The organism is Novosphingobium sp. BL-S-32 (assembly GCF_056857055.1).
The window spans coordinates 1,692,073-1,717,201 of record NZ_CM166476.1 but is presented as its reverse complement, the minus strand read 5'-3'; the positions used below and the strand labels follow the sequence as shown (position 1 = coordinate 1,717,201).

23 protein-coding genes and 1 tRNA gene are annotated in these 25,129 nt (G+C 65.4%); 9 read left to right on the top strand and 15 right to left on the bottom strand.

What is annotated here, in order from left to right:
* Positions 1–73: 73 nt before the first annotated feature.
* From wecC to AC1VVK_RS07915, 3 genes are read right to left on the bottom strand one after another with little or no spacing between them, the layout of a single operon-like run.
* The gene (gene wecC, locus AC1VVK_RS07925) at positions 74–1,375 is read right to left on the bottom strand and encodes a UDP-N-acetyl-D-mannosamine dehydrogenase (RefSeq protein WP_482905030.1); all 1,302 of its coding nucleotides are present in this window, start codon (positions 1,373–1,375) and stop codon (positions 74–76) included.
* The gene (wecB, locus tag AC1VVK_RS07920) at positions 1,353–2,507 is read right to left on the bottom strand and encodes a non-hydrolyzing UDP-N-acetylglucosamine 2-epimerase (RefSeq protein WP_482905029.1); all 1,155 of its coding nucleotides are present in this window, start codon (positions 2,505–2,507) and stop codon (positions 1,353–1,355) included. Before wecB ends, wecC begins: the two co-directional genes overlap by 23 nt.
* Positions 2,508–2,550: 43 nt before the next feature.
* Entirely contained in the window at positions 2,551–3,018 is a 468-nt protein-coding gene (locus AC1VVK_RS07915; protein WP_482905028.1) for a hypothetical protein, read from the bottom strand.
* Positions 3,019–3,195: 177 nt separating this feature from the next.
* Here AC1VVK_RS07915 and dcd point away from each other — a divergent pair, with 177 nt between their 5' ends.
* Positions 3,196–3,750, top strand: a complete 555-nt coding sequence (gene dcd, locus AC1VVK_RS07910; protein ID WP_132390167.1) for a dCTP deaminase — start codon at positions 3,196–3,198, stop codon at positions 3,748–3,750.
* Positions 3,751–3,932: 182 nt separating this feature from the next.
* Here dcd and AC1VVK_RS07905 read toward each other — a convergent pair whose 3' ends face one another.
* The 4 genes from AC1VVK_RS07905 to AC1VVK_RS07890 all read right to left on the bottom strand — a co-directional run bounded on the left by AC1VVK_RS07905 (position 3,933) and on the right by AC1VVK_RS07890 (position 8,511).
* Positions 3,933–4,700, bottom strand: a complete 768-nt coding sequence (locus AC1VVK_RS07905; protein ID WP_482905027.1) for an enoyl-CoA hydratase/isomerase family protein — start codon at positions 4,698–4,700, stop codon at positions 3,933–3,935.
* A 208-nt stretch (positions 4,701–4,908) separates the two neighbouring features.
* On the bottom strand, positions 4,909–6,180 hold the full coding sequence (locus tag AC1VVK_RS07900) for an acetyl-CoA hydrolase/transferase family protein (RefSeq protein ID WP_482905026.1): 1,272 nt from the start codon (positions 6,178–6,180) through the stop codon (positions 4,909–4,911).
* A 126-nt stretch (positions 6,181–6,306) separates the two neighbouring features.
* A complete protein-coding gene (locus AC1VVK_RS07895; RefSeq protein ID WP_482905135.1) occupies positions 6,307–7,128 on the bottom strand; it encodes an HpcH/HpaI aldolase/citrate lyase family protein in 822 nt (273 codons plus the stop codon).
* Between the two features lie 216 nt (positions 7,129–7,344).
* Complete coding sequence (locus tag AC1VVK_RS07890; protein ID WP_132390610.1) at positions 7,345–8,511, bottom strand: acyl-CoA dehydrogenase family protein; 1,167 nt, start codon at positions 8,509–8,511, stop codon at positions 7,345–7,347.
* A gap of 151 nt (positions 8,512–8,662) precedes the next feature.
* On the opposite strand from AC1VVK_RS07890, the gene AC1VVK_RS07885 reads away from it, so the two are divergent.
* The 3 genes from AC1VVK_RS07885 to AC1VVK_RS07875 all read left to right on the top strand — a co-directional run bounded on the left by AC1VVK_RS07885 (position 8,663) and on the right by AC1VVK_RS07875 (position 13,275).
* Entirely contained in the window at positions 8,663–9,850 is a 1,188-nt protein-coding gene (locus AC1VVK_RS07885; protein WP_482905025.1) for a CaiB/BaiF CoA transferase family protein, read from the top strand.
* A 133-nt stretch (positions 9,851–9,983) separates the two neighbouring features.
* Positions 9,984–11,759 (top strand): thiamine pyrophosphate-binding protein, encoded by a 1,776-nt coding sequence (locus AC1VVK_RS07880; RefSeq protein ID WP_482905024.1) that lies wholly within the window; start codon positions 9,984–9,986, stop codon positions 11,757–11,759.
* Between the two features lie 94 nt (positions 11,760–11,853).
* Entirely contained in the window at positions 11,854–13,275 is a 1,422-nt protein-coding gene (locus AC1VVK_RS07875; RefSeq protein ID WP_132390181.1) for an aldehyde dehydrogenase family protein, read from the top strand.
* A gap of 51 nt (positions 13,276–13,326) precedes the next feature.
* Here AC1VVK_RS07875 and AC1VVK_RS07870 read toward each other — a convergent pair whose 3' ends face one another.
* Positions 13,327–13,602 carry a hypothetical protein gene (locus tag AC1VVK_RS07870; protein ID WP_132390184.1) on the bottom strand — a complete coding sequence of 92 codons (276 nt, stop codon included), beginning with the start codon at positions 13,600–13,602 and terminating at the stop codon, positions 13,327–13,329.
* Positions 13,603–13,814: 212 nt separating this feature from the next.
* Positions 13,815–13,890: transfer RNA gene (locus AC1VVK_RS07865), tRNA-Val, on the bottom strand.
* 172 nt (positions 13,891–14,062) lie between these two features.
* Between AC1VVK_RS07865 and AC1VVK_RS07860 the strand changes: the two genes are divergently transcribed.
* Complete coding sequence (locus AC1VVK_RS07860; protein WP_482905023.1) at positions 14,063–14,401, top strand: hypothetical protein; 339 nt, start codon at positions 14,063–14,065, stop codon at positions 14,399–14,401.
* Here the strand turns inward: AC1VVK_RS07860 and AC1VVK_RS07855 are convergent.
* Complete coding sequence (locus AC1VVK_RS07855; protein ID WP_482905022.1) at positions 14,395–14,553, bottom strand: hypothetical protein; 159 nt, start codon at positions 14,551–14,553, stop codon at positions 14,395–14,397. The two genes, AC1VVK_RS07860 and AC1VVK_RS07855, sit on opposite strands and share 7 nt — an antisense overlap.
* A gap of 207 nt (positions 14,554–14,760) precedes the next feature.
* Here AC1VVK_RS07855 and AC1VVK_RS07850 point away from each other — a divergent pair, with 207 nt between their 5' ends.
* Positions 14,761–16,887 (top strand): transglycosylase domain-containing protein, encoded by a 2,127-nt coding sequence (locus AC1VVK_RS07850; protein WP_482905134.1) that lies wholly within the window; start codon positions 14,761–14,763, stop codon positions 16,885–16,887.
* A gap of 12 nt (positions 16,888–16,899) precedes the next feature.
* Here AC1VVK_RS07850 and AC1VVK_RS07845 read toward each other — a convergent pair whose 3' ends face one another.
* The 5 genes from AC1VVK_RS07845 to AC1VVK_RS07825 all read right to left on the bottom strand — a co-directional run bounded on the left by AC1VVK_RS07845 (position 16,900) and on the right by AC1VVK_RS07825 (position 21,599).
* Positions 16,900–17,478 (bottom strand): DNA-3-methyladenine glycosylase I, encoded by a 579-nt coding sequence (locus tag AC1VVK_RS07845; RefSeq protein WP_482905021.1) that lies wholly within the window; start codon positions 17,476–17,478, stop codon positions 16,900–16,902.
* A 41-nt stretch (positions 17,479–17,519) separates the two neighbouring features.
* Positions 17,520–18,011 carry a nuclear transport factor 2 family protein gene (locus AC1VVK_RS07840; RefSeq protein WP_482905020.1) on the bottom strand — a complete coding sequence of 164 codons (492 nt, stop codon included), beginning with the start codon at positions 18,009–18,011 and terminating at the stop codon, positions 17,520–17,522.
* A 68-nt stretch (positions 18,012–18,079) separates the two neighbouring features.
* Positions 18,080–18,652, bottom strand: a complete 573-nt coding sequence (locus tag AC1VVK_RS07835; RefSeq protein ID WP_482905019.1) for a DoxX family protein — start codon at positions 18,650–18,652, stop codon at positions 18,080–18,082.
* A gap of 79 nt (positions 18,653–18,731) precedes the next feature.
* Positions 18,732–20,567 (bottom strand): flavin-containing monooxygenase, encoded by a 1,836-nt coding sequence (locus tag AC1VVK_RS07830; RefSeq protein ID WP_482905018.1) that lies wholly within the window; start codon positions 20,565–20,567, stop codon positions 18,732–18,734.
* A 105-nt stretch (positions 20,568–20,672) separates the two neighbouring features.
* Positions 20,673–21,599 carry an SDR family NAD(P)-dependent oxidoreductase gene (locus AC1VVK_RS07825; RefSeq protein WP_482905017.1) on the bottom strand — a complete coding sequence of 309 codons (927 nt, stop codon included), beginning with the start codon at positions 21,597–21,599 and terminating at the stop codon, positions 20,673–20,675.
* 236 nt (positions 21,600–21,835) lie between these two features.
* Here AC1VVK_RS07825 and AC1VVK_RS07820 point away from each other — a divergent pair, with 236 nt between their 5' ends.
* Genes AC1VVK_RS07820 through AC1VVK_RS07810 form a run of 3 tightly spaced genes read left to right on the top strand, consistent with a single transcriptional unit; the run spans position 21,836 to position 25,087 of the window.
* On the top strand, positions 21,836–23,446 hold the full coding sequence (locus AC1VVK_RS07820) for an SMP-30/gluconolactonase/LRE family protein (protein ID WP_482905016.1): 1,611 nt from the start codon (positions 21,836–21,838) through the stop codon (positions 23,444–23,446).
* Between the two features lie 2 nt (positions 23,447–23,448).
* On the top strand, positions 23,449–23,862 hold the full coding sequence (locus AC1VVK_RS07815) for an EthD domain-containing protein (RefSeq protein WP_482905015.1): 414 nt from the start codon (positions 23,449–23,451) through the stop codon (positions 23,860–23,862).
* A complete protein-coding gene (locus AC1VVK_RS07810; protein ID WP_482905014.1) occupies positions 23,855–25,087 on the top strand; it encodes an MFS transporter in 1,233 nt (410 codons plus the stop codon). The genes AC1VVK_RS07815 and AC1VVK_RS07810 overlap by 8 nt, the downstream gene beginning before the upstream one ends.
* Positions 25,088–25,129 lie beyond the last annotated feature (42 nt).

The window sequence follows — 25,129 nt, the reverse complement described above, 5'->3', positions numbered from 1 at the left end:
CCCGCCTCCGCGGGGGCGACGAAGTGATTTGGGGTAGTTGGCGGCGGGCCGGGGCCGAAGCTGGGGCCGCGGGTTACCCAGCTAAAGCCAGCTTCGCGGCTTCTTCGCGGACCACGCGCGGCTGATCCGGCCAGATTCCACGCGTGTCATAGACCAGCTTGTCCGCACGCTCGGCCAGCGGCACCACGCGGAACACGTCGTGGTCGACGAGGACGATCAGGATCTCGCAAGTCTCCAGCGCATCGTCGATGTCGATCTGCACCGCGCCGGTATCGGTGAACTCGATCGGAAGCTGCGCCGCATAGGGCTCCACCACATGGATACGGCTGCCGAACTTGCGGGCGAGGCGGCTGGTGACGAAGCGGGCCGGGCTCTCGCGGAAGTCGTCGATGTTGGCCTTGAAGGCGAGGCCGAGGCAGGCGACTTTCGCCTCCGGATTGGCCTCAACCAGCGCTTCGGCCTTGGCGATCACGTGGTGCATCTTGTGATCGTTGACGCCGCGCGCGGTGCGGATCAGCGGAGTTTCCTCCGGCGCGCCGTGGACGATGAACCACGGGTCGACCGCGATGCAGTGCCCGCCGACGCCGGGGCCGGGCGTCAGGATGTTCACGCGCGGGTGGCGGTTGGCGAGGCGGATCACCTCCCACACGTCCAGCCCCATGCGGTCCGCCACCATCGACAGTTCGTTGGCGAAGGCGATGTTGACGTCGCGATAGGCGTTCTCGACCAGCTTGGTCATCTCGGCCGAGCGCGCGTCGGTGGTCACGCATTCGCCGCGCACGAAGCGCTTGTAGAAGGCCAGCGCCTTGCGCGCGCAGCGCGGGGTGATGCCGCCGATCGAACGGTCGTTGTTGGTCAGTTCCTCAAGGATGCGGCCGGGCAGCACGCGTTCGGGGCAGTACGCAATCGATACATCGGGGGTATCCCGCGTGAGGCCGGGAATCTTCAGGTCCGGCCGCAGTTCGGCGATCAGGTCGCGCAGTTGCTCGGTGGTGCCGACCGGCGAGGTCGATTCGAGGATCACAACATCGCCCGCCTTCAGCACCGGCGCAACCGAGCGGCCGGCGGCGAGGACGTAGGAAATGTCCGGCGCATGGTCCTTGTCGAACGGTGTCGGTACCGCGATCACGAAGACATCGGCCGGCGCGATCTGCGTCGAGGCCGAAAGCAAGCCGCGCGCAACCACGCCCTGCACGAGGCCGTCGAGATCGACTTCCTCGATATGAATCTCGCCCCGGTTGATGGTGTCGACCACCGCCTGCGAGACGTCGAGGCCGAGTACCTTGCACCCGGCGCGGGCGATCACGGCGGCGGTGGGAAGGCCGATGTAGCCGAGGCCGACAACGCAGACGTCAGGCTTGGTTTCCGATTTCATTCGCAAGCAGCTCCACGATTCGGCGCGATGTCTGCCCATCCCCGAACGGGTTGTGGGCACGCGCCATGGATTCGTAAGCTTCTCTATCGTCGAGCAGTGTTGAGATTTCGGTAACGATCGTCTCGGCCGAAGTTCCGACCAATTTTGCGGTTCCGGCCGCCACGCCCTCGGGCCTTTCGGTGGTCTCGCGCATGACCAGCACCGGCTTGCCCAGTGCGGGGGCTTCCTCCTGCACGCCGCCCGAATCGGTCAGCATGATCTCGGCGATGGAGATAAGGCGGGCGAAGTGCGGATAGTCGAGCGGCTCGATCAGGGCGACGTTGTCCAGCCCGGAGAGGCGCTCGTTCATCACCTTGCGCACGTTGGGGTTGAGGTGGACGGGGAAGATCACCGCCACGTCGGGCCGCGCGGCAATCTCGCGGATGGCGGTGGCGATCTGCTCCATGCCTTCGCCGAAGTTCTCGCGCCGGTGGCTGGTGACGCCGATGATCCGCTTGCCCGCGAAGCGCGCTTCAAGCTCCGCAAGGTCGGAGGCGAGCGCGGGCTGGCGCTCGATTTCGGCGGTAACCCAGTGGAGCGCGTCGATCACGGTGTTGCCGGTGACGTGGACCCGGTCCGGGGCGATGTTCTCACGCAGCAGTGCGGCCTCGCTGGTGCCGGTCGGCGCGAAGTGGAGGCTGGCCATGCCGCCGATGATCTTGCGGTTCACTTCCTCGGGCCAGGGGTGATGGATATTGCCCGAACGCAGCCCCGCCTCGACATGATCGACCGGCAGTTTGCGGTAATAGGCGGCAAGCGCGCCGGCCATGGCCGTGGCGGTGTCTCCCTGCACGATCACCCGGTCGGGCCTGACTTCGTCCATGACTTTGCCGAGCCCGGTCAGCAGGTTGGCGGTCAGCGCATCCAGCGTCTGGTCGGGCCGCATCACGTCCAAATCGTGATCCGGCACGATTCCGGCAATCTCCAGCACCTGATCGAGCATCTGGCGGTGCTGCGCGGAGACGCAGACCACGCATTCGAAACGCGGATCGGCCTTCAGCGCATGGACCAGCGGGAAGAGCTTGATCGCCTCGGGCCGGGTGCCGAAAACGAGGAGGATGCGGGCCGGAGAAACAGGGGCAGACTTGGTCATGCCGCGGGCCTATCAGGTTAGTATTAAGCTTGGATAAAGCGGCTCATGCGGCCAGCAGGGCGGGATGCGGGTCATCGTCGTTGGAGGACGATGGCCGGGTACGCGCACGCCCGCGCGTTCCGGCCATGCGTTTGCGGGGGTGGCGCCGGGGCGCGCGCAGGAGGGCGGAAAGGATCGTGCCGAGGGCCTTGATCCGCACGCTTGCCGCCACGAGCGCAACGGCGGTTATCGTATCGATCAGGGTCGATATCTCGAACGTCATCGCCCAGGAGGTCAATTCGGGCAGCGCCATCGACGAGAGGTGCAGACCCTCGCCGCCGAGCAGCCAGGACACCAGGCCGACGAATCCGGCAAGCGTCAGCACCAGCAGCACGTGCCCGCGCGTTATCCGCGACAGGCGCCGGGCGAGGGGGATCACCAGTCCGTCATGCCAGATCCGTCCGCGCAGACTGGTTCGCGGTGCGGTGGCCAGAGTCAGCAGGGCGAACAGGCATAACGATTCGAGAATCATTGCGGACGCACCTTGGCTGAATCGCTGGAAAGGCTGGATAATGTCCGGTCATGAGGCGGGCACGAAGTTAAATCCGCGCAAGCTGGCGACGGTGCTTTATTGGCGCGGATGGAGGGCTCCGTGGACAAACCCGCCGTGGCTATTGCCCCACCCCGCGCCATCGGGAATGACTGCGGCATGTCTATCCTGAGCGACAAGTGGATCCGCGAGCAGGCGCTCGAACACGGAATGATCGAGCCCTTCGTCGAGGCCCAGCGGCGCGACGGGTGCATCTCCTACGGCCTGTCATCCTACGGCTACGACGCCCGCGTCGCGCCGGAGTTCAAGATCTTCACCAATGTCGATTCGGCGGTGGTCGATCCGAAGGATTTCGACAGCAATTCCTTCGTCGACCGGCACACCGATGTCTGCGTGATTCCGCCCAATTCCTTCGCGCTGGCGCGCACGGTCGAATATTTCCGGGTGCCGCGTGATGTGCTGGTGATCTGCCTTGGCAAGAGCACGTATGCGCGCTGCGGCATTATCGTGAACGTCACTCCGCTCGAACCGGGCTGGGAAGGGCATGTGACGCTGGAGTTCTCCAACACCACGCCGCTGCCAGCCAAGATCTACGCCAACGAAGGCGCGTGCCAGTTCCTCTTCCTCAAGGGCAATGAGCCTTGCGAGACCAGCTATGCGGACCGTGCGGGCAAGTATATGGGCCAGCGCGGGGTGACGCTGCCCAAGCTTTGAGGCCTCACGGCTGAGACGTAGGTTTAAAAACGTCCACCGCACAAAAACCTCGTCATCCCCGCGAAGGCGGGGATCCCGCTTGTTCTTTGCGGACGTGGCGAGAAAGTGAGCGGGGCCCCCGCCTTCGCGGGGGCGACGGAGTGATTTTGGGCGAGCCGGGGTTAGAGCGCTTCTTCGGCCGATTACTTACCCGACCACACCGGCTTGCGCTTTTCCGCGAAAGCACGCGGGCCTTCCTGAGCGTCCTCGCTGTTGTAGGTGTGTTCGTGCGCGGCACGGGCGGCTTGTAGCGCGGCGGAGCGGCCCATTTCGGTGGACAGCATCACCGTCTCGCGCGCGGCCTTTACCGACAGCGGCGCGCCTTCCAGCACTTCCAGCGCCAGTTCGATGGCCGCGTCCAGCACCGCGCCGGGCTCGGCCAAACGGTTGACGAGGCCGATCTCGTAAGCGCGGCTCGCGGTGATCGGCTTTCCGGTCAGCATGATCTCCATCATGATCCGCTGCGGGATCATGTGGATCAACGGCGAGGCCCAGGGGCTGCCGCGTCCGACCTTTACCTCGGTAATCGCGAACTTCGCATCGGTGCTGGCGACGCAGAGGTCGCAGGCCTGCGCGATCATCCAGCCGCCCGCGAAAGCGTGGCCGTTGACGGCGGCGATGGTCGGCTTGGTCAGTTCGATGGTGTCGTAAGGCAGCGCGTAGAGATCGCGCGGCGGCACCGCCATGCCGGTTTCGACCATTTCCTTGAGATCGCCGCCGGCGCAGAAGGCCTTGTCGCCGCTGCCGGTGAGAATGGCGATGCGGGCAGTGGCGTCGGCTTCGAACGTCGCCCACGCCTCGCGCAGTCCTTCGCGCACTTCGCGGCTGAGGCAATTGCGCTGTTCGGGGCGGTTGATGGTGATGACCGCGATGCCGTCTTCATGTGCGTCGTAAATAACGGCTTGGGTCATCGCTTCAGGCTTTCTTGGGATTGGAAGACAAGGGGTTTCGCGCGGAGGCGCGGAGACGCGGAGAAAACGTGGGGTGCCGTAGGCACTTTCTTGCTTCCGAACCTTGCTTTGTACGCTGGCGTTTCAGTAAATGAGTCTTCGGCGCGGGTCAGCTTCTCCGCGTCTCCGCGCCTCCGCGCGAAATCGTTGTGGAGGAGCGGGCCCACCGTCAGAAGCCTCGCCGCGCGATCTCGAATGCCTCGCGGTCGAGCGCCTCGCGGAAGTCAGGATGGGCGATGGCGACGAGCCGCTTCGCGCGTTCGGCCAGCGTCTGGCCCTTGAGCTGCGCCGCGCCGTATTCGGTGACGATCACGTCCACTTCGGTCCGCGCAGAGGTGACGGGGCCGGAGAGGGCGGTGACGATCTTGCTGACCGTGCCGCCCTTGGCGGTCGAGGCCAATACCATCAGCGAGGCGCCGCCCGGCGAGCGCGCGCCGGCGCGCACGAAATCGACTTGCCCGCCAGTGCCGCCGAGATAGCTCGCGCCCGATTGCTCGGCATTGACCTGTCCGGTGAGGTCCACTTCCAGCGCCGAATTGATGGTGACGAGGCGCGAGAGCCGCGACAGCGTCCCCGCATCGTGGGTGTAGCTGGTGGGCGTCATGCGGATCGCGGGATTGTTCGCGGCCCAGTCGTAGAGGCGCCGCGTGCCGATCAGGGCGCCGTTGATCGAGACGCCCTTGTCGATTTCCTTGCGGGCATTGGTCAGCACGCCGGCTTCGGCAAGGTCGACCAGTCCGTCGCCCAGCATGCCCGAATGGACGCCAAGGTCGCGGCGGTCGTGCAGCAGGCGCAGGATCGCGTCGGGCACTGCGCCGACGCCGGTCTGCAGCACCGCGCCGTCGCCGATGAATTCGGCACAGTGGCGGGCGATGGCTTCGTCGGTGGGGCCGATCTTCGCGGGGGCCATTTCCACGGGCGCGCGGCTGACGTGGACGGCGACGTCGATCAGGTCGCCGGGGATCGTCTCGCCCGGAACGTAGGGCACCTGCTCGTTGACTTCGGCGATCACGAGACGGGCCTTGTCCACGGCCGCGCGCACGTAGTCGGAGATCAGGCCGCAGCTGTGGTTGCCTTGTGCATCCGCCGGGCTGACCTGAATCATCGCCACGTCGCAAGGCATGATCCCGGCCTCGATCAGGCAGGCGACCTGGCTGACGTGGACGGGGATCACGTCCAGCGCATTCGCCTTGGTCATGCTCCGCAGTGCGCCGATCGCGCCCATGCTGGAGAGGCGGAATGCGCGCGCGCTTTCGGGCGTGAACAGGCCGGAGAAGCTGGTGGCGATGAAGGCGTGGAGGTCGCCGACGGCCTCTCCCTGTTCGATCAGCGCTTCGACCAGCGTGGTCGGCTCGCCGCAGGCCTGGCCGAACACAATGCGGTCGCCCGGTTTCAGGAACCGCGAAAGGTCAAGCGTTTCGGGGGTGAGTTTGAGGGTCATGACACTACCTCTCCAACCCCACTCCGCTCATCCTGAGCTTGTCGAAGGATGGTTCGCAGCGCAGCGCCAGCGCCCTTCGACAGGCTCAGGGCGAGCGGAGTTGGGCGTATGAGATTCATTGTGTGCTCACAGCTTCCCTGCCTGCCGCAGCAGCCGTTCGGCGCGGGCGAGGTAGGGGCGGTCAAGCATGCCGCCCTTCCAGCCGATGGCGCCCACGCCGGGATTGGCGGCGAAGATGTCGACGATTTCCTGCGCTTCGGCGATCTCCGCCTCGGTCGGCGTGAACGCCTCGTTGATCACCGGCACCTGAGCCGGGTGGATCGCCATCATCCCGCGATAGCCGTCGCGGCGGACCTTCTCGGCACGGGCCTTGAGGGCTTCCAGATCCTTGAAGTCGGCGCTGATCGTCTCGATCGCGGTGACGCCAGCGGTCGCCGCGCCCAGCACGGTCAGGCTGCGCGCCAGTTCGTACGTGAAGGAGTACGATCCGTCCGCATTGCGGTTGGACGATGCGCCGATGGAATCGGCCAAGTCTTCCGCGCCCCAGGTCAGCGCCACCACGCGCGGCGCGCCCTTGTAGTTGCCGGTGTGGAACATCGCCTCGGCCGTTTCGGTGATCAGCACGATCACCGGGGTAGATCCCTGTTCGATGCCGTTGGCCACTTCCAGCGCTTCGAGATAGCGGTCCAGCGTCTCCACATCCTGCCGGCCATAGACCTTGGGCAGCATGATCCCACCGGGACGCGCGGGCATCACCGCCACGAGATCGTCCAGCGTATGCGGCCCGTCGAGCGGGTTGATCCGCACCCACAGGCGGCCGCGCTGCTCGGGGTTGGCCTTGATGAAGTCATGCACCATCGGGCGCGCAGCGGCCTTGGAATCTGGCGCGACGGCGTCTTCGAGGTCGACGAGGACGATATCGGCCTCGCCCTCCATCGCCTTGGTCATCTTCTTTTCGCTGTCGCCCGGCGCGAAGAGCCAGGAGCGGGCGGCGATCGGTTCGTGCTGGAACGGCAAGTCTTGGATCCTTTTCCCTCGTCGCCCCCGCGCAGGCGGGGGCCCCGCTGCCTTCTTACCCGCCGCGAGGAAGCGGGGTCCCCGCCTGCGCGGGGACGACGTGATGTGATTACGCAGGGTTCACGAAGGATTGAATAGCCCGTTTCCTCAATAGGACTTGGGCAGTTCCAAAACCCTCTCGGCGATGAAGTTCATGATCTGGTGCGGGCTGACCGGGGCGATGCGCGGGATCATCACTTCGCGGAAATAGCGCTCGACATGGTATTCCTGCGCATAGCCCATGCCGCCCATGCTCATCATCGCGGTCTGGCAGGCCTCGTAGCCGGCCTCGGCGGCGAGGTACTTGGCGCTGTTCGCCTCGACGCCGCAGTCGAGACCCTTGTCGAACAGGGTCGCGGCCTTGAACACCATCAGGCTGGCCGCTTCCACTTGCATCCATGCCTTGGCGAGCGGGTGCTGGATCCCCTGATTCTGGCCGATCGGCCGTCCGAACACCACACGCTCACGGGCGTAGCGCGACGCGCGCTCGATGGCGACGCGACCCAGGCCGGTGGCTTCGGCGCCCAGCAGCACGCGCTCGGGATTGAGGCCCTTCAGCAGGATGCGGAAGCCCTGTCCCTCCTCGCCGATGCGATCTTCCTCGGGAATGAAGAAGTCGGTGATGAACATCATGTTCGAGCCCACCGCGTGGCGGCCCATCTTGGGGATGAGGCGCGTCTCGATCTTCTCGCGGTCAAGCTTGCAATAGAACAGCGTCAGGCCGTCGGTCTTCTTCTTGACCTCTTCCAGCGGCGTGGTGCGCGCGATCAGCAGCATGCGGTCGGCGACGTGGGCGTTGGTGATCCAGATCTTCTCGCCAGTGACGCGGTAGCCGCCGGGCACGCGCTCGGCGCGGGTCTTGAGGCTGGTGGTGTCGAGCCCGGTGTTTGGCTCGGTCACGGCGAAGCACATCTTCTCCTCGCCCGAAAGGATCGGCGGGATCATGCGCTGCTGCTGTTCCTCGGTACCGAAGAGGATGACGGGTTCGAGCCCGAAGACGGGGCCGTGGATCGCCGAGGCGGCGGTCATGCCGCCGCCGCTTTCGGCCACCGCCTGCATCATCACGGCCGCTTCGGTAATGCCGAGGCCCGCGCCGCCGACGCTTTCAGGCATGGCGACGCCCAGCCATCCGGCATCGGCCATCGACTTGTGGAACTCGAACGGGAATTCGCCGCTGCGATCCTTTTCCAGCCAGTACTCGTCAGAGAACTGCGAACAGTGCTTGAGAACCGCCTCGCGGATGTTCTGCTGGTCGTCGGTAAAGGCGAAATCCATGGCAATCCTCTTGTCTTCCCGCTGATCGAAGTAGCAGCGCGGCCCATCGCTCACAACCATCATCGTGCCGATATGCGCCCGTCAAACGCAAATACGAATGGTTTTCGCTCCGGCGGTGCGTTACCCATGGCATGACAAGAAGGAGAGGGCCTTGACCGCGAGCAAGGAAAACAAGGGAACGGGGCCATTGGCGGGCCTGCGCGTGGTGGACCTCACCAGCGTGGTCTTCGGGCCCTATGCCACGCAAATCATGGCGGATATGGGCGCAGAAGTGATCAAGGTGGAGCCGCCCGAAGGCGACAACACCCGCTGGATCACCAAGGGCCCGGTGCCCGGCATGGGCGGCATCTACGTCAATGTGAATCGCGGCAAGCGCGGGATGATGCTCGATCTGCGGCAGGAGCAGGATCGCGAATCGCTGCGCCGCCTGATCGCCACGGCGGATGTCTTCATCCACTCGATGCGCGGCAGCGCGATCCGTAAGCTCGGCTTCGATTACGAGGCGGTACGCGCGATCCGGCCCGACATCGTCTACACCAATTGCTACGGCTATTCGCGTCGCGGGCCGGAGGGCGACAAGCCCGCCTACGACGATACCATCCAGGCCGAATGCGGCATCCCGCATGTGCAGGGCCTGATGAACGGCGAGCCCGGCTATGTCGCCACGATCATGGCGGACAAGGTGGCAGGCCTCCACGCGCTCTACGCAACGATGATGGCGCTCTATCACCGTGAGCGTACCGGCGAGGGGCAGGAAGTCGAAGTCACCATGTTCGAGGCGATGACCTCGTTCATGCTGGTGGAACACGCCAACGGCGCGATGTTCACGCCGCCGACCACGCCGGCGCACTACCACCGCGCGGTCGAGCCCAACCGGCGGCCCTACAAGACCAAGGACGGCTATGTCGCCGCGCTGGTCTACAACGACAAGCACTGGAACGCGTTCATCGAATCGGTGCAGCCGGAATGGGCGACTGATGAGTTCTCCACGCTGGAAAAGCGCGCGCGCCAGATCGGCCGCGTCTACGGCTTGCTGGGCGAGACGTTCCTCACCCGCACCACGCAGGAATGGCTGGATACCTTGCAGGCGCTCCACATTCCCTGCGCGCGCCTGCGCTCCACCGATGATCTGTTCGATAACGAGCATCTGAACGCCATCGGCTTCTTCGAAGAGGTCGAGACCGAGCAGGGACCGGTGCGCTTCCCCGGCGTGCCGACATGGTTTTCCGCCACGCCCGGTAAGGTCCGCGGCCCCGCGCCAATGCTCGGGCAGGACAACGAAAGCGTCCTGTCCGAACTCGAAAGCGTCGCCGGGGCGATAGCAGTCGATTCGAAGTAAACAGTACTGTTGATTTCACCTGACAGCGTCCCGAGGCTTGCGCTAACCACTTGTTCAAGCCGGGCGCTGCGAAAGGCAGGTTCCCTGAGAACTGCCGGCACCGAAAATTGGGATCGAGAAGAAAGGCACCACCATGTACGACGACCAGCCGCAAGCCGAAGCGCCCGCTACGGCGCGCAAGGGCACCCCGGTTTACAAGCGCATTCTCGACCTGTTCGAGGCCGAGGGCATCAAGACCCTGTTCGGCATTCCCGATCCCAACTTCGTCCACCTCTTCCTTGAGGCAGAGACGCGCGGCTGGACCGTCGTTTCGCCGCACCACGAGGCTTCGGCCGGCCACATGGCTGCCGCCGCTGCCCGCATCACCGGCAAGCCGGCACTCTGCATCGGCACGCTCGGGCCGGGCATGGCGAACATGATGCCCGCGATCCAGTGCGCCAAGGTCGAGAACGATCCGGTGATCTTCATGGGCGGCCAGCGCGCCCGCATCACCGAGCGCCGCGTGCGCCGCGGCCGCATCCAGTTCGTCCGCCAGGAGCCGATGATCGAGGATTCGGTCAAGTTCTCCAGCTCGATCGAATATGCCGACCAGACCGACGAAATCGTCCGCGAGGCGATCCGCGTCGCCATGTCGGGCACGCCGGGACCGGCTTATATCGAGTATCCCGCGCACATCATTCTCGAAGAGCTTGATCTGCCGCCGGTTCTGCCGCCGCACCGCTACCGCCTGACCAACCAGGGCGCCGACGGTGACCGCATTGCCGAAGCCGCCGAGATCATCCGCAACGCCAAGAACCCGGTGCTGCTGGTCGGCCACGGCGTCCACACCTCGAAGTCGGGCGCGGCGGTTCGCGAACTCGCCGAACTGATGCAGTGCCCGGTGATCCAGACCTCGGGCGGCACCTCGTTCATCGAGGGCCTTGAGGATCGCACGTTCCCCTACGGCTTCTCGGAAGCCTCGATCGACGCCGTTGTCGAAAGCGACTGCTGCGTGGCGCTGGCCACCGAACTGGGCGAGCCGAGCCACTATGGCCGCTGGCGCCACTGGGTGGACAACGAAGCCAACCGCAAGTGGATCTACGTTCAGCAGGACCCGACCGCCGTTGGCGTCAACCGTCCGATCGACGTGCCGCTGGTGGGTGACGTTCGCGCCGTCGTGCCGCAGCTCGTCCGCGCGCTGAAGGACACGCCGCGCAAGGCCGCTCCCTCGCTGGCCGAGTACATCGAGCGTGACGCCCAGCAGCTTGTCGAACTGGCCGAGGACGCCGCGTCCAAGCCCGACGGTTCGACCGCGAAGATGCACACCAGCCAGTTCGTCACCGAAGCGACCAAGGCCTTCCCGAAGGACGGCATCCTGATCCGCGACGGCGGCGCCACCGTGATCTTCCAGTGGACCTACTCGCAGGCCAAGCCGCATGACGTGATCTGGAACCAGAACTACGGCCACATCGGCACCGGCCTGCCCTATGCCACCGGCGCCATGCTCGCCGACCAGGCCGAAACCGGCAAGGTCCGTCCGGGCATGCTGCTCACCTCGGACTCCTCGTTCCTGTTCCACGTCGGCGAACTCGAAGTCGCCGTGCGCAAGAACCTGCCGCTGGTGATCGTGGTTGGCGTCGACTTCCAGTGGGGTCTCGAAGTGGGCGTCTACAAGCGCACCTTCGGCAAGGGCACCAAGGAAACCGGCGTGCACTGGTCCGACAAGGTCCGCTTCGACAAGATCGCCGAAGGCTTCGGCGCGGCGGGCGAATATGTCGAGAAGGCGGCGGATATCGGCCCGGCCATCAAGCGCGCTTACGAGCGTGGCGGCTGCACCGTGATCCACGTGCCGATCGACCCGGCCGCGAACTCGGAAGAAATGCCGAACTACTCGGAATTCCGCACCTGGTACGCTGAGGGCACCCAGTAAGCCGGACACCGGAAAACCAATGCAGACCTGAAGCGAAATCGCTCCCTCTCGATCCGAGTGTGGGGCGGTTTTGCTTTAGGAACGGGAGAGAACGATGCGCAATTACACCCAGTTCTACATCGACGGGCAGTGGGTCGACCCCATCGCGCCGCGCACCGCACAAGTCGTCAATCCGGCGACCGAGGAAGTTTCCGGCACGATCTCGCTCGGCACCGCCGCCGATGTCGACAAGGCCGTCGCCGCCGCCCGCCGCGCCTTCGCCACTTTTGGTGAGACCAGCGCCAAGGAACGCCTTGACCTGCTCGAAGCGATCCTGGCCGAATACTTGAAGCGCGAAGCCGAACTGGGCGAGGCCGTCAGCGAGGAAATGGGCGCGCCGATGTCGCTCGCCTGCGGGTTCCACACGCTGCTTGGCAAGGGCCACCTCTCCACTGCGATCGAGGTGCTGAAGGAGTTCAAGTTCGAGGAACAGCGCGGCGTCACCCTGATCCGCAAGGAACCGATCGGCGTCTGCGGCATGATCACGCCGTGGAACTGGCCGATGAACCAGACGTGCGTGAAGATCTTCCCGGCCCTCGCCGCCGGTTGCACGATGATCCTCAAGCCGCCGCAACTCGCGCCGTATTCAGCCCAGATCCTGGCCGAAATCCTGCACGACGCGGGCGTTCCGGCGGGCGTGTTCAACATGGTGCAGGGCAAGGGCAGCGAGATCGGCACCGCGCTCTCGACGCATGAGGACGTGGACATGATCTCCTTCACCGGCTCCGAGCCGGTGGGCGTGCAGATCCAGAAGGACGCCGCCGATACGGTTAAGCGCGTGGGTCTCGAACTCGGCGGCAAGTCGGCATGGATCGTGCTGGATGACGCCTCGCTCGCCGCCAACGTCGCTGCCGCCACCGGGGGCATGATGGGCAATTCGGGCCAGACCTGCTCGGCCGGTTCGCGCCTGCTAGTGCCGAATGCGCGCATGGACGATGCCATCGCCGCCGCCACTGAGGCTGCGAACGGCGTCACCGTGGGCGATCCCAAGGGCAACTTCGCGATGGGCCCGGTCGTCTCGAAGAGCCAGTACGAGATCATCCAGGGCTATATCGAGAAGGGCATCGAGGAAGGCGCCAAGCTCATCGCCGGCGGCCCGGGCAAGCCCGAAGGGCTGGACAAGGGCTACTACGTCAAGCCCACTGTCTTCGTGGGCACCAACGACATGGTGATCGCGCGCGAGGAAATCTTCGGACCCGTCCTCGTCATCATCGGCTACGACGATGTGGATCACGCCGTCGCGATCGCCAACGATTCCAACTTCGGCCTTGGCGGCTATGTCTCGGGCGAAGACCTCGACACCGCCCGCGCCGTTTCCCGCCGGATGCGTACCGGCGCGATCTGGGTCAACGGCGGTTTCGACTTCCATGCACCGTTCGGCGGCTACAAGCGCTCCGGCAACGGCCGCGAGTGGGGCGAACATGGCTTCGCCGAATATCTCGAAGTGAAGTCGGTGGTCGGCTGGAACGCCGCCTGAGCCAACTGCAACACAGGAAAGGGCGCTGCGGCATCGCGGCGCCCTTTTTCTTTAGGCGTGCCCGTTCTGCGCCAGCGTGGCGGAAGCCATGAGGCGCCAGATATTGGCCGCATCGTTGCGATAGGCCGCGTCCGATTCGTCCGGCCCGACATGGCGGACGATCTCGGCACCCGCTTCCATCATGAATTCGTCGGGTTCATGCAGCGTTTCAAGCACGGCGCGTGCGGCCGTGTTGAACTGCCTTTGACGCGAGGCGTCCAACGCCTCCCATTCGCGGCCATCCAGAGATGCCGCCAAAGCCCGCGCGGTCCGTTCGAGAAATGTCATCGCACCATCCATGCCCAGTGGAGATTGCCAGCGGACACCAACGCGCCTCGGAATGCAATCGTGATGCGGCTTTCGTCGACCGGATTTCACATTCGTAATGGGGGGAATGGCGGAACCGTCAGCTGACCATTTGCTGACCATCGCCGAGGCCAACCACGACATTCCGGTCCAACGGAAGGCGGCGAAGTAGCCGGATTTCGTGGGTTTGGGAATGGTGGGCGATGACGGGCTCGAACCGCCGACCCTCTCGGTGTAAACGAGATGCTCTACCAACTGAGCTAATCGCCCGCAGGCGCCGAAAGCGCCGCAGAGCCCGCCCAATAAGCGATTTTCCGGCTGCGTCAACACCGACGTTGGTTAGGACAAAGCAGGCCTGTGTGAAACAGATCGATACCGGAGCTTTGGCTAATTTTGGCTAATTCTCACTCCGGGAATCGCCTTTGGCGGGCGAGAGGCACTGATGCGCACCGGGGCAGGGCTTTGCCGTGGTCTGTTGTCAGGACCGTACGCGGCGCCAGACTTTGCGCCGCACGCGGCGGATCTTGTGCCCGCAACGATCACAATGGCTTTCGAATTCCACGCCGTTCCAATAGGCGCTTCGGGCACGCTTGTGACGATCGACGTTGCAGAGAACCTGCCCGACAAAACCCTTCAACATTTGATTTCCCCACCGCTGATTGACGCATTCCGTAACGCTATCGCCCTCTGCGATAACAGAAAATTAACCGTCGTAGTGGTGGTAATCAGGCCTTATCGTATAGCAACTGGAGCCATCGCGGCGGTGTTTTTCACTCAGTAGAGCCAGGATGACACATCACAGGAGGCAAGGACGGCGGCGATGACGATCGCCCACAGGAATGCACTGCCCCCGATCAGCACGAACAGGTCGCGGTCGCCCTTTTGACGGCTGTCTTCGGCGCAGCTCGCGCCGCCCTTGTTGAGCGGATCCATGTTTCCTCATCCCCTGTTGTGCGCACTAGGCGACGCAGGTGGATATGCTTTTCGTTGATGTCCGGCAATCCGGTTAACTAATTATTATATTTCAGCTTCATCGCCGCCTGGGCATGCGCTGAAGGGCACGAAAGTCAGCGCTTGCGGCCAGTCGTGCTGCGGGCGCTTTGCGTGGAAGCCCGCAGGAAGTATAGCGACGCCCCGACGATGGATAACCTTCAGCCTTTGCCTTCCGCCGCCGCGGCCCCGGAAGCCCTGCCTTTTCAGCCCGTTCCCGCTGCGGGAGCGCCCCTTGGCGCGCCGCAGGATTCGCGGGTGCCGCCCCGGCGCCGTTCGCGCCTGTGGTGGATCACGCGCGGGATCGCCGCGCTGCTGCTGGCGTTCTTCCTGCTGATCGGCTGGCTGGCGGTGACCGCGCCGCTATCCAAGTCGCTCCAGCCGATCTCGCCGCCGCAGATTACGCTGCTCGCCGCCGACGGCACCCCGATTGCGCGCAACGGCGCGATCGTCGCCGCGCCGGTGGAGATCAAGAACCTGCCGATCCACGTCCCGCAGGCCTTCATCGCCATCGAGGACCGCCGCTTCTACACGCACTGGGGAATCGACCCGCGCGGCATCGCCCGCGCCATGTGGAGCAATGTGACCGGCGGCAACACGCAGGGCGGCAGCACGATCACCCAGCAGCTTGCCAAGTTCACTTTCCTGAGCCCGGAACGCAGCCTGACGCGCAAGGCGCGCGAGATGCTGATCGCGTTCTGGCTGGAGGCATGGCTGAGCAAGGACCAGATCCTCGAACGCTACCTTTCGAACGCCTATTTCGGCGACAATACTTACGGCCTTCGTGCCGCCGCGATGCACTATTTCCACCGCAAGCCGGAGAACCTGACCCCCGCGCAGGCGGCGATGCTGGCCGGGCTGATGAAGGCGCCCTCGCGCCTCGCCCCCACCAGCAATTACGAAGGCGCGCAGGACCGCATGCGCGTGGTGTTGCAGGCCATGGTCGAGGCCGGTTTCCTCACGCCCGCGCAGGCCAAGGCGATCCGTCCGCCCCGGCTTGACGTGCGGGTGCAGAACGAACTGCCCACCGGCACCTATTTCGCCGATTGGGCGCTGCCGCAGGCGCGCATGATCGACGAGGCGAGCTACGCGCCGCAGACCTACCGCACCACGCTCGATTCGCGGCTTCAGGCAGCGGCCCGCCGCGCCATCGAGAGTTCGGGCCTTGGCTCGGCGCAAGTGGCGCTGGTGGCGATGCGCAAGAACGGCGAAGTCGTCGCGATGGTGGGCGGGACCGACTATGCCAAGTCGCCGTTCAACCGCGTGACGCAGGCGCGCCGCCAGCCCGGTTCGACGTTCAAGCTGTTCGTCTACCTCGCCGCGCTGGGCAAGGGCTGGAAGCCCGAGGACACGATCGAGAACACCCCGATCGAGACCGGCTATTACCGTCCGCAGAACGCCGGCGGGAACTATTCGCAGACGATCACGCTGGAGGACGCCTTCGCCCGGTCCAGCAATGTGGCGGCCGTGCGCCTGTTTCAGAAAGTGGGCGATACGGCGGTGATCGATACGGCGCACCGGCTCGGCGTGACTTCGCCGATGCCGCAGGGCGATCCCAGTCTGGCGCTCGGCACGTCGACGATGACGCTGATGGAGCTGACCGCCGCTTACGCCGGTGTCGCCGCCAACCGCTTCCCGGTGGAGCCGCGCGCCTTCCCGGTGCCGGAGGAGGGCTGGTTCGACTGGCTGTTCGATGGCCGCCATTCGATGTCGAGCAGCGAGCACGAGGGCATCGAGACGCTGCTGCGCGCGGTGGTCAACCACGGCACCGGGCGCGGCGCCAAGCTGCGCGCGGCCAACTTCGGCAAGACCGGCACCAGCCAGGAAAACCGCGATGCGCTCTTCGTCGGTTATGCGGGCGACTATGTCGTCGGCGTCTGGGTCGGCAATGACGACAACTCCCCGCTCAAGGGCGTTTCGGGCGGCTCGATCCCGGCCAAGATCTGGCGCGGTTTCATGCGCGAGGCACTGCGCGAGGGCGGCATTCCGGCGCCCAGCTCGAAGCCCAGCCCGAACCCGAGCGGGCCGATCCAGCCGCTCGACGTGCCGGATGTGGGCGACATTCCGGCGGTACTGCCGACCGCGCTTCCCTCACCGGACGTCAACATCGGCGATGTCCATGTCGGCAACGACGCGGCGACGCTCAATGGGCAGATCAACGGCGTGCCGCTGGAAGTGAAGCTTGACCAGAAGGGGCTGGAGATCAACGGCCAGCGGCTGGGCAGCCAACCGGCTCCGGCACCGGCGGCGGGGGCTACGCCGCCCAAGGGGAACTGAACGCGGGGGGCCTCAGGCTGAGGCGTCAGCCCGGCGAAAACAGTCGGGATGGTGATCGTCGACCATGCCGACGGCCTGCATGAAGGCGTAGACGATCGTCGGCCCGACGAACTTGAAGCCCTCTGCCTTGAGGGCTTTCGAAAGTGCCTGAGACACTTCCGTCTGCGCCGGCAGCACAAGGCCGTCGTTGATGACGGTCGATCCGCCGACGAACGACCAGACGAATTCCGAGAAATCGCGGCCCTCGGCCTTCATGCGGAGATAGGCGCGGGCATTGCCGATGGTCGCTTCGATCTTGGCGCGGGCGCGGATAATGCCTTCGTCCTGCATCAGCTGCTCGACCTTGTCCGGCCCGTACCCTGCGATCACGGCGGGGTCGAAGCCTTCGAAGGCCCGGCGGAATCCCTCGCGGCGGTGGAGAATGGTGCGCCACGACAGGCCGGCCTGGAAGCTCTCCAGCACCAGCATTTCCCAAAGCTCTCGCGAATCGTGCACGGGCACGCCCCATTCCGCGTCGTGGTAGGCCTCCATCAGCGGATCGCCGTTGGCCCATGTGCAACGGGTGCGGGTCTGGTTTGAAGGCTGGGTCATCGTGCTCGAATCTCGGTCTGGATGGGGCGGTACAGGCAGGCCTATACCGCGCCGCGCAGTCCGGTGCTCCGCTCGATGGCGGGTTTGAACAGGCTTACTTCCGATTCCCAGTCCATCCGCACGCGGCGGTGCGCGATCAGCCAGTGGCCGTTCACGCGGCGCAACTCGTCCAGATAATAGCCGGCGTGGTCGGGGCCGATACGGGTCCAGGCCTGCCAGTAGGTGCGGGCGGTGGCGTCGTCGCGCGTTACCAGATCGATCTGCTGGGTGGTGAGGTGGTGGCGGACGAAGTCGGCTTCGTGGACCGGCGTGCCGGATGCGGCGCGTTCCAGCCACTGGGTCTGCCATTCGCGGATCGCTTCCCGGCCGACGAAGCGGAAGGCGCGATTGGCGGGAACGCGGTCGCTTTCCAATATGGCGTCGTGGGTGAAACAGGCCGTGAAATCGTCGATCCGCAGCCGGTCTCCGGCGATGTTATAGCGGGCGATCACATCGCGAATCCCTTCGCGCGCCAGCACGTCTTCGTGGGTCATTCCCGGCCTCTCCCGCCGATTGTCGTTAGGTTGAAAGTTCCTCGGCGGAAGGGGCGCGTCAAGCGATTTTACCAATCGAACCAACGGCGACGACGGGTTACCGGGATGGCGCCGCGATCGTAGTCCGAAAGCGCGGTGGCGGGGACCGGGTCGGTGGTCACATGGCCTTCGGCAAGCACGTCGGCGCGGGCCTCGGCGCGGGCAGCGCGCAGTTCGGCGTCGCGCACGCGGGCATCGGCGTCGCGCGCGGCCAGTTCGCCGCGTCGCTCGCGGGCGATGGCGTAGTAGTGGCTCCACATCTGGCTATGCGCGAAGGCCAGGCACAGCCCGCCGATGATGGCGATGTTCTTCAGCGCCATGATCTGTTGCAGCGGATCGGTGAACTGGTGGTGGAAGAACAGGATCGTCAGGGACACGAACCCGATCAGCAGCACCGAGACCAGCCGCACCATGAAGCCCGCGGCAAGGCAGAGCCCGGTGATCAGCTCGAACAGTCCGGTGGGAATGGCCAGCCCGCCGGGCAGGCCGACCGCGACGATCGCGGTCTCGGTGGCGGAAACGTCCATCAGCTTGGACGCGCCGGACACGATGAAGATGAGGGCGATCAGGAAGCGCCCGATGATGGCGGCGATCTTGGACATCTCTGCTCTCCCGAGAAGTCTTCTTCTGCGGGAGTAGCGGGCGGGAACGCGGTTTGTTCCCGCCCTGAGATTTGTGCGCTTAGTCTTCGAACTGAACGCCCTCGAGCTTCTCGCTCTTGCGCCAGTCGCCCAGCATATCGCGGAAGGCGTCCCAGCCGGGCAGATAGCCGCGGAACAGGGCCCACTTCAGTTCCTTGTCGCCCTCGTTGTTGAAGTAGCTGGGCGTGCAATCGTTCTGGAAGCCGGACATGTCGACTTCGTTTTCCTTGCAGTGCGCGCAGTAGCCTTCGACGCCTTCCTTCGTGGCGGCGACGGTGCCGGCGCCCCGGCGCTTGGTCTCGCCGATCATGAAGGCGATGTGCTCCGCCTGCCGCCCGAACTGCTCGGTGGTCGACGAGTTCGTCGCGCCCTGGATGTAGCCCATGTAGAACATCGCCGGGAACTCGTCGGTGATGACGCCGTGGAACGTGCTCGCGCCGTTGGTCCAGTGGTCGTAGATCGACTTGCCGCCGCGACCTTCCACCGTATCGATGCCCCAGCGGCGCTTCAGGTCGCTGGTCACTTCGAAGCCGGAGGCGAAGATCATCAGGTCGACTTCGTGCTCCACGCCATCGGCGATGAAGCCCTTCTCGGTCATCCGCTCCACGCCCTGCGTGCCGGAGACGTCGATCAGGGTGACGTTGGGCTGGTTGAACGCGGGGTAGTAGTCGTTGTTGGACAGCGGCCGCTTGCACATGAAGCGGAAGTAGGGCTTCAGCTTCTCCGCCGTGTCCTTGTCCTCGACGATTGAGTCCACGCGGCGGCGCAGGCGTTCCATCACTTGGAAGTCCACCACTTCGCGGCGGTCCATGAATTCCAGCGGATCGAGCGCGGGCCAGCCTTCCTCACCCAGTTCGATGGCAAGGTTGCGGCTGATCTCGGTCCAGATATCGCAGATCAGGTCGGGCTCGCCGGGGATGAAGAACTGCTGCGCGGCGCGGTGGAAGTTCGCCATGCGCTCCTGCTGCCAACCGGGCTGGAGCGAGGCCGCCCACTCGGGATTCGTCGGCGGATTGGGCCGCTCGTCGATGTTCGAAGGCGTGCGCTGCAGCACGTAGAGGTGCTTCGCATACTTGGCGAGATGAGGCACCGCCTGGACCGAGGTTGCCCCGGTGCCGACGATGGCGACGCGCTTGTCGCGCAGCTTTTCCAGCTCCGGCGCGGTCCACGAACCGCCGGTATAGTCATGCTCCCACCGGCTGGTGTGGAACATCTTGCCCTTGAAGTCGTGAATGCCGGGAATGCCGGGCAGCTTGGGCATGTTCATCACGCCGCCCGCCATCACCACGAAGCGCGCGCGGATGTCGTCGCCGCGATTGGTGGTTACATGCCAGCGCTTGATGCTTTCGTCCCAGCGGATGCCGCTGACCAGCGTGTGGAACAGCGCCTTGTCGGCAAGGTCGAAGCGCTCGGCCATATCCTGGCAGTACTGCTGGATTTCCCAGCCGTCCGAGAACTTCTTGCTGGGCATGAAGCCCGTTTCTTCCAGCAGCGGCAGATAGCAGTAGGCATCGTTGTCGCACTGCACGCCGGGATAGCGGTTCCAGTACCACACGCCGCCGAAGCCGCCGGCGTGATCGATGTTGCGCACGTTGGAAACACCCTGCTTGTGCAGGTGATAACCGGCCAGAATGCCCGAAAACCCGGCGCCGAGGATGGCGACGTCGATATCCTCCACCAGCGGTTCACGCTCGGCGACCGGGGTGAACGGATCGTGGGCGTAATTGTCGGAAAAGTCGTCGGTCGGCCGCACGTACTGCTCGCCGCCCTCGCGCCGCATGCGCTTGTCACGTTCCTGACGATACTTGGCCTTCAGCGCCGGGATATCGAGTTCCTCGGGCGAGGGCACGTCGGACTTGAGGCAGGTCATTTCCATCGAATGGGCATCCTCTTGGCGGCGACTCTGCTCCGGTCGCCCGTTACCGCTGAATCTGACGCAGCAGGCAGTTAGTTGTCAACAGTGTTGTTCATTAAGCGACGATCAAGCATCGGCTCCGGCGGTCGCCATCTTGAAGCTGTACCCGATATGATCGACGTGGCCGTGCAACCCGAAATCGAGCACATCGGTCTTGTCGCGGAACGCGTCGGAAGCGGCAGCCACGTCCTCGATGCTCCACTCCGGACGGTAGACGCCTTGCGTTTCCGCCACGAACATGCGCGCCACGCGGCCCGCCATCGAGGCGAACATCTCGCCGGTCACCGGGCATTGCTCGTGCGAGAGCCAGCCGACCACCGGGGCCACCAGTTCGGGGTCCATCGGCGGGTACTGCGAGATGTCGATCCCTTCGGCCATGCGCGTCACCGCGCCGGGCACGATCACGTTGCACTTCACGTTGTGCGCCTCGCCCTCGAGCGCGGTGATGTTGTTGAGCCCGAGCATGGCCGACTTCGACATGCCGTAGTTCACGCAGTTGAGATTGCCGTAGAGCCCGCCCACCGAACTGGTCAGCACGATGCGGCCATATCCGGCGTCGCACATCGGCCCGAACGCGGCCTGCACCACGTGGAAGGCGCCGAGGAGGTGCACGTCGAGCACGGCGTGCAGGTCGCCGGCCGAAAGGTCGCGGATCGATCCGTAGCGCACGTTCCCGGCGTTATGGATGAGCACGTCGATCCGGCCCCACTGGTCCAGAGCGGCCTGCACGATGGCCTTGCCGCCTTCGGGGGTGCCGACGGAATCGGTATTGGCGATGGCCTCTCCGCCCGCCGCCACGATCTCGTTCACCACGCTCTGCGCCACGCTCACGTCGGCGCCCGGCGCGTCGAGATCACCCCGGATCGCGCCGCCGAGATCGTTGACCACCACTTTCGCCCCGCGCGCGGCCAGCAGCAGCGCATAAGCCCGGCCAAGCCCGCGTCCGGCTCCGGTGATTACGGCAACTCGGCCGTCAAAGCGCATCTCTTCCATGAAATCTCTCCGGTTGCCCGCGCTCGGTCGAGCAGTCTCTTTTCGGTCTGACGATCGAATATGCGCACGAGGGGAGGCGGGGCAATCGAACAAAGCCGCCGCAACGTCGCCGTGGCGATAGTGCGCCCGTACAAACGCTGCGTGCCGGTCATCGCGTTGCCTGCATCGGATGCGCTGGATAGGCTCGAAGGGAAAAGAGCGGCGCCAAACGTGCCGGACGAGAGGATATTTCCACGATGCTCGAACCCGCAGGACGCAACCACGGCGTCGTCTCCGCCCGCCCCGCCGAAGGCTGGATGCTGCACCGCATGACGCCGCCGACGCGCCTCTACAGCGCCAATGGCCTGCGCACCGGGGCGGACGGCCGCATCTACGTGGCCCAAGTGGGCGGCAGCCAGATCAGCGCGGTCGATCCCGACAGCGGTGCGGTGGAAGTGATCAGCCCGATGGGCGGCGGCATCACCGCGCCTGACGATCTTGCTTTCGACGAAGAGGGCAACCTCTACGCCACCGAAATCACCGAGGGCCGCGTTTCGGTGCTGCGCCCGAACGGCACCAGTGCGGTCGTCTACGGCGACTTGCCCGTCGCCAACCCGATCACCTATTCGCAGGGCCGCCTGATCGCGGGCGGCTGCGAAATGGGTGCGCGCGTGCTCGAACTCGATCGCAACGGCGGCGCGCCGCGCGTGATCGCGGACAATGTGCCGATGCCCAACGCCTTCGAAGTGGGCCCGGACGGTAAGCTCTACATGCCGGTCATGGGCGCCAATGCGATCTGGCGCGTCAATCTGGACGGCAGCGGCGAGCCTGAAGTGGTCTGCGGCGATCTTGGCGTGCCCGATTCGGTGAAGTTCGATGCCGAAGGCATGATCGTTTCCACGCAGGTCGCCAGCGGACAAGTGCTGCGTATCGATCCGCGCACCGGTGCGAAAACGGTGCTGGCCGATATCGGCGCCGGGCTGGACAACTGCACCTTCGTGGGTGACCGACTGTTCATCTCGCACATTCTCGGCTCGATCCATGAGATCACCACGCCCAAGGCGGCCGGTGGGCTGGTGAAGCCGCTGATCGAGAAGGGCCTGCAATGGCCGCTCGACGTATCGATGGGTCCGGACGGCGTGCTGTGGATCGCCGACGGCGGCTTCGTCTTCTCGCTGCGCGCCGGGGAGGCGGTGAAGCTGGAAGGCATGCTGTTCAGCCCGAACTTCCCCGGATATTCGCGCGGTGTTGCCGCAGCGGGCGCGGGCGAGATGATCGTGACCACCGCCAATGGCGAAGTCGCGAAGTTCCATCCCGCCGGGCCTTCGATGGAAGTACTGGCCAACGGGTTCGACCAGCTGATGGGCGTGGCGATTGCTCCTTCGGGCGCGGTGGTCTTCGCCGAATATGGCACCGGCAAGGTCCATTCGGTCCAGGGCGGCAAAGTGGAGGAACTGGCTTCCGGGCTCGACCGTCCCAAGGGCGTCGCAGTGGCCGGGGACGGCACGGTCTATGTCGCGGAAAGCGGCGCGGGCCGGGTGGTCAAGCTGGTCGGCGGGCGCGCGGAAGCGGTGATCGAGGATCTGGTCCGGCCCGAGGGTCTGGCGATCCGCGAGGGCCGCATCACCGTGCTCGACGTGAAGCGCCGTGAAGTCGTGCAGTCGGACCTGTCCGGCGGCGCGCGCGAAGTGATCGCGGAGGGCCTGCCGGTCGGCGCGCCGGAAGGCACCGATCCCAAGCCGCTGGGCGGCGTGGGCCATATGTGCGGGCCGATGGGCAACATGACCGGGCTCGACGTCGGGCCCGACGGCACCGTGTGGATCTGCGGCGATCTCGAAGGCACCGTGCTGGCGCTCAGGAGGGCGTAATCATGCTCAAGCAGCTCTGCTTTTTCCGCAAGCGGCCGGACATGACCATGGACGCGTTCATGGACTACTACGAGAACCAGCACTCGCAGCTCTCGAAGAAGATGGGCGCGCAGCCGGCCATTCCCGGCGCGGTGCGCTACGTGCGGCGCTATCTGGTGCCGGAAAAGAACCCGATCACCGGCCAGATCCACGATCCCGGCTTCGACTGCGTGATGGAAATCTGGTGGAACAGCCGCGAGGATTTCGAACGCTCGCAGGCGATCATCAGCGATCCCGCGCGCCAGCCGATGATCAAGGCGGACGAGGAGAAACTCTTCGCCAGCCACGCCAACCCGGTCTGCACTTGCATCGAATACGATTCGCCGATGGGGCCCAACGGCGAGGCGACCTCTGTCGAATTGCGCTACGGTGACTGAGGCCCTCTCTTCGCGGCAGGAATGGTCGCGCTACGGCCTCGTGCCGGTGGCGGCCGGGCTCGGCTACGCGACCAGCGTGATCCACATCTACGGCATCGGGCCCTATATCGGCCCGGTGGCCGAAGCGATGGGCTGGAGCCGTACGGAAGTGACCTTCGGGCTCACCATCGCGACGCTGGTGCAGGCGGTGGGCGGCATTTTCGTCGGCCTTGCGGTGGACCGCTTCGGCCCGCGCCGCTTCGGTGTGATCGGCCTCGTGCTGCTGACGGCGGCCTTTGCGCTGCTCGGTACCACCGGGGCGAGCATCGGGCACTGGTATGCGCTCTGGGGCTTGATCGCGATGGTCTCGCTGCCGGTGCAGGCCTCGGTCTGGACCAGCGCGGTAGCCTCGCGATTCGAGATGTCGCGCGGGCTGGCGCTGGCGGTGACGCTCTGCGGCGCATCCATTGCGGCGGGGCTGTTCCCGCTGCTGGGCACGTGGGCGATCAAGACCTTCGGCTGGCGCATGGCCTTCGCGGTGCACGGCGGGCTGTGGTTCCTGCTGGCCTTCCCGATGATCTTCCTGTTCTTCCGCGGCGCGCACGACCGCGGGCGCCGCAACGAACCGGCGCCTGCCAAGCGCGACTTGCCCGGTGTCTCGCTGGGTGAGGGGCTGCGCTCCAGCGTCTATCACCGCCTGTTCGTGGCCAGCCTGCTGTTCACCTTCACGATCATCGCCATCGTCGTGCACTTCGTGTCGATCCTGGGAGACCGGGGCGCGGACCCGATGACGGCGGCGGCCATCGCCTCGTTCGTCGGCTGGTTCTCGCTGGCGGGACGGCTGGGCACGGGCGTCATGCTCGATCGCTACCCGGCCTCGCTGGTGGGCGCGGCAGTGTTCCTGCTGCCGGTGGCGGGGTGCCTGCTGCTGCTCGGTTCGGGGACGTCGCTGCTGGCGCTGGCGCTTGCCTCGGGGCTGATCGGGCTGACCTTGGGGGCGGAGATTGACGTGGTGGTCTATCTGATCACCCGGCACTTCGGGCTCAGGAACTTCGGCGGGCTCTACGGCGGCGTGCTGGCGGCGCTCTCCATCGGCACGGCGGTCGGCCCGCTGGTTGCGGCGCTGATTCACGACCGGGCGGGCAGCTACGAGAGCTTCCTCTGGCTGGCCATCGGCATGATGGCCGCCAGCAGCCTTGCCATCGGCAGCCTGCCGCGCCGCACCCTCGTTTTCGCGCCCGCCTGACGGCGGTAGCGCCATGGCGATTGGCCTGGCGTGCGAATAATG

Bases quoted from the DNA above. Each gene is read 5' to 3' on its own strand.
- wecC (WP_482905030.1), bottom strand. From the start codon at position 1,375: ATGAAATCGGAAACCAAGCCTGACGTCTGCGTTGTCGGCCTCGGCTAC.
- wecB (WP_482905029.1), bottom strand. From the start codon at position 2,507: ATGACCAAGTCTGCCCCTGTTTCTCCGGCCCGCATCCTCCTCGTTTTC.
- AC1VVK_RS07915 (WP_482905028.1), bottom strand. From the start codon at position 3,018: ATGATTCTCGAATCGTTATGCCTGTTCGCCCTGCTGACTCTGGCCACC.
- dcd (WP_132390167.1), top strand. From the start codon at position 3,196: ATGTCTATCCTGAGCGACAAGTGGATCCGCGAGCAGGCGCTCGAACAC.
- AC1VVK_RS07905 (WP_482905027.1), bottom strand. From the start codon at position 4,700: ATGACCCAAGCCGTTATTTACGACGCACATGAAGACGGCATCGCGGTC.
- AC1VVK_RS07900 (WP_482905026.1), bottom strand. From the start codon at position 6,180: ATGACCCTCAAACTCACCCCCGAAACGCTTGACCTTTCGCGGTTCCTG.
- AC1VVK_RS07895 (WP_482905135.1), bottom strand. From the start codon at position 7,128: ATGACCAAGGCGATGGAGGGCGAGGCCGATATCGTCCTCGTCGACCTC.
- AC1VVK_RS07890 (WP_132390610.1), bottom strand. From the start codon at position 8,511: ATGGATTTCGCCTTTACCGACGACCAGCAGAACATCCGCGAGGCGGTT.
- AC1VVK_RS07880 (WP_482905024.1), top strand. From the start codon at position 9,984: ATGTACGACGACCAGCCGCAAGCCGAAGCGCCCGCTACGGCGCGCAAG.
- AC1VVK_RS07875 (WP_132390181.1), top strand. From the start codon at position 11,854: ATGCGCAATTACACCCAGTTCTACATCGACGGGCAGTGGGTCGACCCC.
- AC1VVK_RS07870 (WP_132390184.1), bottom strand. From the start codon at position 13,602: ATGACATTTCTCGAACGGACCGCGCGGGCTTTGGCGGCATCTCTGGAT.
- AC1VVK_RS07860 (WP_482905023.1), top strand. From the start codon at position 14,063: ATGCGCACCGGGGCAGGGCTTTGCCGTGGTCTGTTGTCAGGACCGTAC.
- AC1VVK_RS07855 (WP_482905022.1), bottom strand. From the start codon at position 14,553: ATGGATCCGCTCAACAAGGGCGGCGCGAGCTGCGCCGAAGACAGCCGT.
- AC1VVK_RS07850 (WP_482905134.1), top strand. From the start codon at position 14,761: ATGGATAACCTTCAGCCTTTGCCTTCCGCCGCCGCGGCCCCGGAAGCC.
- AC1VVK_RS07845 (WP_482905021.1), bottom strand. From the start codon at position 17,478: ATGACCCAGCCTTCAAACCAGACCCGCACCCGTTGCACATGGGCCAAC.
- AC1VVK_RS07840 (WP_482905020.1), bottom strand. From the start codon at position 18,011: ATGACCCACGAAGACGTGCTGGCGCGCGAAGGGATTCGCGATGTGATC.
- AC1VVK_RS07835 (WP_482905019.1), bottom strand. From the start codon at position 18,652: ATGTCCAAGATCGCCGCCATCATCGGGCGCTTCCTGATCGCCCTCATC.
- AC1VVK_RS07830 (WP_482905018.1), bottom strand. From the start codon at position 20,567: ATGGAAATGACCTGCCTCAAGTCCGACGTGCCCTCGCCCGAGGAACTC.
- AC1VVK_RS07825 (WP_482905017.1), bottom strand. From the start codon at position 21,599: ATGGAAGAGATGCGCTTTGACGGCCGAGTTGCCGTAATCACCGGAGCC.
- AC1VVK_RS07820 (WP_482905016.1), top strand. From the start codon at position 21,836: ATGCTCGAACCCGCAGGACGCAACCACGGCGTCGTCTCCGCCCGCCCC.
- AC1VVK_RS07815 (WP_482905015.1), top strand. From the start codon at position 23,449: ATGCTCAAGCAGCTCTGCTTTTTCCGCAAGCGGCCGGACATGACCATG.